Raw genomic sequence first — 4031 nt, forward strand, 5'->3', positions numbered from 1 at the left:
GCGGGCCGGGGGCGTCGGCGCCTGAGGGCGCGGCCGCGGCGGGGGCGCGCCGCGCCGGGCGCAGCCGCAGTCCCTGCGGCATCAGCGTCAGCCGCTCCGCCACCCGCAGCCGGTAGCCGGGATCGCCGGCGAAGTCGTACCGGCGCAGCAGCAGGCCGAGCACCAGCGTGGCCTCGTGCAGGGCGAACTGCCGCCCGATGCAGGCCCGCGCCCCCGTGCCGAACGGCTTGAACGCGTGAGGCGTACGGCCGCGTACGGCCCTGGGGTCGAAGCGGTCCGGGTCGAAGCGCTCCGCGTCCGGGCCCCACACCCGCGGATCGCGGTGCGTCATCGCCGTCAGCACCAGCGCCCAGGCGCCCCGGCGCATCGGGTGGACCCCGCCGAGCACGGTGTCCTCGCGGGCCTCCCGGGCGAAGGCCGGCGCGGTCGGCCACAGCCGCAGCGCCTCGTCGAGGACCCGGCGGACGTACCGCAGCCGGGCCACCTGGTCGTAGCCGGGCGCCGCCGTGCCGCCCCAGACCCGGTCCACCTCGGCGCGGGCGCGGGCGGCGACCTCGGGGTGCCGGGAGAGGTAGTGCAGGGCGAAGGAGAGCGCGCCCGAGGTGGTCTCGTGGCCGGCCACCAGGAAGGTGATGACCTGCCGGCGGACGTTCCGCGCGGACAGCCGCTCCCCGGTGACCGGGTGGGCGGTGTCCAGCATGCGGTCCAGCAGGTCGCCGTCGCCGGGGCCGCCCGCCGTCCGGGCGCGGATCAGCTCGTCGACGGTGCGGTCGAGGTGGTCGATGTCGGCCTGGTTGCGGCGCGCGGCCCGGCGCGGCAGGAAGGCCGCCGGGACGGTGTTCAGGCGCTGCGCGTGGCTGAGCGTGCCGACCATCGCCGTCACGAAGGGATGGGGGCGGCTCCGCTCGAAGGAGCCGAAGTCGTGCCCGAACCCGGTGCGCGCGATGGTCTCCAGGGTCAGCTTGGTCATGTCGCCGGGGACGTCCACGCTCTGCCCCCGCGCGGCCGCCAGGTCCCAGTGGTCCGTCAGCCGCTCGGCCACCGCCAGCATCATCGGGTGGTAGCCGGCCATCGCCTCCCGGCTGAACCCCGGGGCCAGGACGTCATGGGCCAACTGCCAGTTCGGCTCGTGGTTGTAGGCGGTGAACAGCCCGTCCCCGGCGACCGGGCGCAGGTTGGCGACGCCCAGCCCGACGTGCTTGGCGAAGCGCGACTCGTCCGCGATGTCGGCGGCGAGCCCGGCGCCCCACACGAACACGAACTCCTTGCCGAACGCCCTGCGGCGGAAGATCGGCCCCAGCTTCCGGGCGAACCGCAGCGAGTCCTGGAGCGGTGTGCGCCGTCCCGCGCCCACCACGTCGCCCAGCAGCGGCACCCGGTACGGCGGATGCGGTATGCGCGAGAGCTGCGGCCAGCCGTGCTCGGCACTGCGGAAGCCCTTCGGCAGCCCGTCGCCGGTCCTCGTCTGCGCCATGACGCGATCTCCCTCGATGCGGCGGCGTGCTGAGCTCGTTGTACGCGAGTTCAATAACGCGTTCCAGTCTGGTCCCGCTGTTGAATTCACGTCAAGTAAGGTGCGGCCATGGCCGCGAACCAGGGCGGGCGCGCACGCCGCCGGCTCAGCACCGAGGAGCGCCGTGCGCAACTGCTCGCGGTCGGGGCGCGGTTGTTCTCGGAGCGCCCCTACGACGAGGTGTGGATCGAGCGGGTGGCGGAGATCGCCGGTGTCTCGCGCGGGCTGCTGTACCACTACTTCCCGACCAAGCGCGACTTCTTCGCGGCCGTGGTGGAGCGCGAGAGCGGACGGATGCTGCGGCTGACCGCCGCCGTGCCCGGGGTGCCGGTGCGCGAGCAACTCCCGGACGGACTGAGCACGTTCCTCGGGTACGTCGAGGAGCACGCCCACGGCTACCGCGCCTTCCACCGGGCCGACGCGGCGGGCGACCGGGCCGTGCGCAGGGTCTACCGGCAGGCGCTCGCCGCGCAGGAGGAGCAGATCCTCGCTGTCATGGCCGCCGACCCGGAGTTCGGCCCGGACGCCGGGCGTGACCCGGCGGTCCGGCTGGCGGTGCGCGGCTGGCTGGCGTTCGTCACCGCCGTCTGCCTGGAGTGGCTGGAGGGCGCGGAGCTCTCCCGCGCGCAGGTGCGCGACCTGTGCGTGCGCGCGCTGCTCGGCGTCGTCGCGCCCTGAGCTGACCCGGAAGGCGCCGCCCCGGTCCGCCGTAGCAGGTTGGCGTGCGGCCCGATCTTCGATAAGTTAGGCAAGGCTTACCTAATGGGAGGTACGGGATGGGTGACAGCCAAGCCTGGACGGCGGCACCGTCGGCGGCGCAACGGGCCCGCTCGGTGCTCGCCGGCGCGTGGTCCTGCGCGGTGACCGCCGACGGCTGCCGCGAGGAACTGGTCGGCGCGCACACGGTGACCGGCGACGGCCGCCTCCTGCTGGAGGTGCCGCAGGACAGCGCGCTCCTCGCGGCGGCCGTCTGCGCGCCGCGCGGCGAGCCCAGCGCCGTCCTGGAGTTCGCCGACGTCGCCCCGGTCCCGGTGGGCGACCGGATCCGCGGCCGCCTCTGGCTGTCCGGCTGGTTCAGCCCGCAGGAGGGCGGGCTCGCCTTCCGCCCCGCGCGGGTGGTGCTGCGGCGGGCGTGCGGACCGGTCGTGATCGGCCTCGACGAGTTCGCCGCCGCCGAGCCCGACCCGCTGGCCACCGCCGAGGCCCGGCTGCTCACCCACCTCGCCGACTGCCACCCGGACGCCGTCGAACGGCTCACCCGGCTCGTCGAGCCCGACAGCCTGCACGGCGCCGTCCGCGTCCAGCCCCTCGCCGTCGACCGGCACGGACTCACGCTGCGCATCGAGCGCGCCCGCTCCCACGGCGATGTGCGGCTGGCGTTCCACCGGCCCGCCGACGACGTCGCGCAGCTCACCGAGCGCATGCACGTCCTGCTCGTCCGGGCGAGCGCCGCCTCCTGCCCGCGGACGCTACAGCGGCAGCGCGCAGACGGCGACGGGTGACGCGAACGGCTCGCCCGCGAGGCGCAGCCGACCGCTCGCCCTGTCGACGCGGAACACGCTGACACCGCTCGACCGCTGGTTCGCCGCGAACAGCAGCGCGCCGTCGGGGGACAGGGCGATCTGCCGCGGGAAGTCACCGGAGACCGGCACCGTGCCGAGCAGCCGGAGCCGGGCCCCGGCCGCCTCCACCGCGTACCGCGCGAGGCTGTCGTGGCCGCGGTTGGCGAGGTAGGCGAAGCGGCCGTCGGGCGCCACCACGAGCTGCGCCGGGTAGTTCTCGCCCGGTCCCGAACCCGTGTCCTGCCCCTTGCCGACCGTCAGCCGGCCGCTGCGCGGGTCGTACGCGCAGACGGACACCGTGTCGCCGGTCTCGTTGGCGAGGTACGCGTACCGGCCGCCGGGGTGGAAGGCGAGGTTTCGGGGTCCCGCGCCGGGCTCCGCGGCGGCCCGCGCGACCTCGGTGAGCGTCCCGGCCCGCTCGTCCAGCCGGTAGGTGTACACGGTGTCCGTGCCCAGGTCGACGGCGAGCACATGACCGCCGTCCGGGCTGGTCACGCACTGGTGGGCGCGCGGGCCGTCCTGGCCGGGGCCGGGCGGCGGGGTCGTGTGCGTGACCAGGTCGGTGCGCTCGCCGAGCGCGCCCGAGGCGTCGATCGGGTGCACGGCCACGCTGCCGCTGCCGTAGTTGGCGCTCAGCAGCCACCGCCCGCCCGGATGCACCGACACATGAGCGGGCGCCGACCCGCCGGTGCTCCGGCTCCCCAGCACCTCTCGGTCGGCGAGGCGGACGGCGGTCACCGCCCCGTCCGCGCGCTCGTTCACCGCGTACAGCGTCCGGCGGTCGGGGTGCAGCGCCAGATACGAGGGGTCCCCGACGCCCTCGACCGTCCCGGCTCCGGTGATCCGGCCCGTCCCCGGGTCGTAGGAGGCCAGCCCGATGCCCCTGCCGCCGCCCTCGGCGGAGGTGTAGGTCCCCAGGTACAGGGGGCGCGGCCCGGACGGTGCCCGGCTTCCCG

4 protein-coding genes are annotated in these 4031 nt (G+C 75.6%); 2 read left to right on the forward strand and 2 right to left on the reverse strand.

From position 1 onward, the window contains the following. On the reverse strand, positions 1 to 1474 hold a 1474-nt coding region (locus SZN_RS35995; protein WP_007505335.1), incomplete at its 3' end, for a cytochrome P450. A gap of 108 nt (positions 1475 to 1582) precedes the next feature. Here SZN_RS35995 and SZN_RS36000 point away from each other — a divergent pair. Continuing rightward, positions 1583 to 2191, forward strand: coding sequence for a TetR/AcrR family transcriptional regulator (locus SZN_RS36000; protein WP_007505336.1), 609 nt, complete (start codon positions 1583 to 1585; stop codon positions 2189 to 2191). 98 nt (positions 2192 to 2289) lie between these two features. Continuing rightward, a complete protein-coding gene (locus SZN_RS36005) occupies positions 2290 to 3015 on the forward strand; it encodes a DUF2470 domain-containing protein (protein WP_007505337.1) in 726 nt (241 codons plus the stop codon). On the opposite strand, the gene SZN_RS36010 is transcribed toward SZN_RS36005, so the two are convergent. After that, on the reverse strand, positions 2983 to 4031 hold a 1049-nt coding region (locus tag SZN_RS36010; protein ID WP_007505345.1), incomplete at its 5' end, for a lactonase family protein. The genes SZN_RS36005 and SZN_RS36010 overlap by 33 nt on opposite strands.

Source organism: Streptomyces zinciresistens K42, assembly GCF_000225525.1.
GTDB classification, from domain to species: domain Bacteria; phylum Actinomycetota; class Actinomycetes; order Streptomycetales; family Streptomycetaceae; genus Streptomyces; species Streptomyces zinciresistens.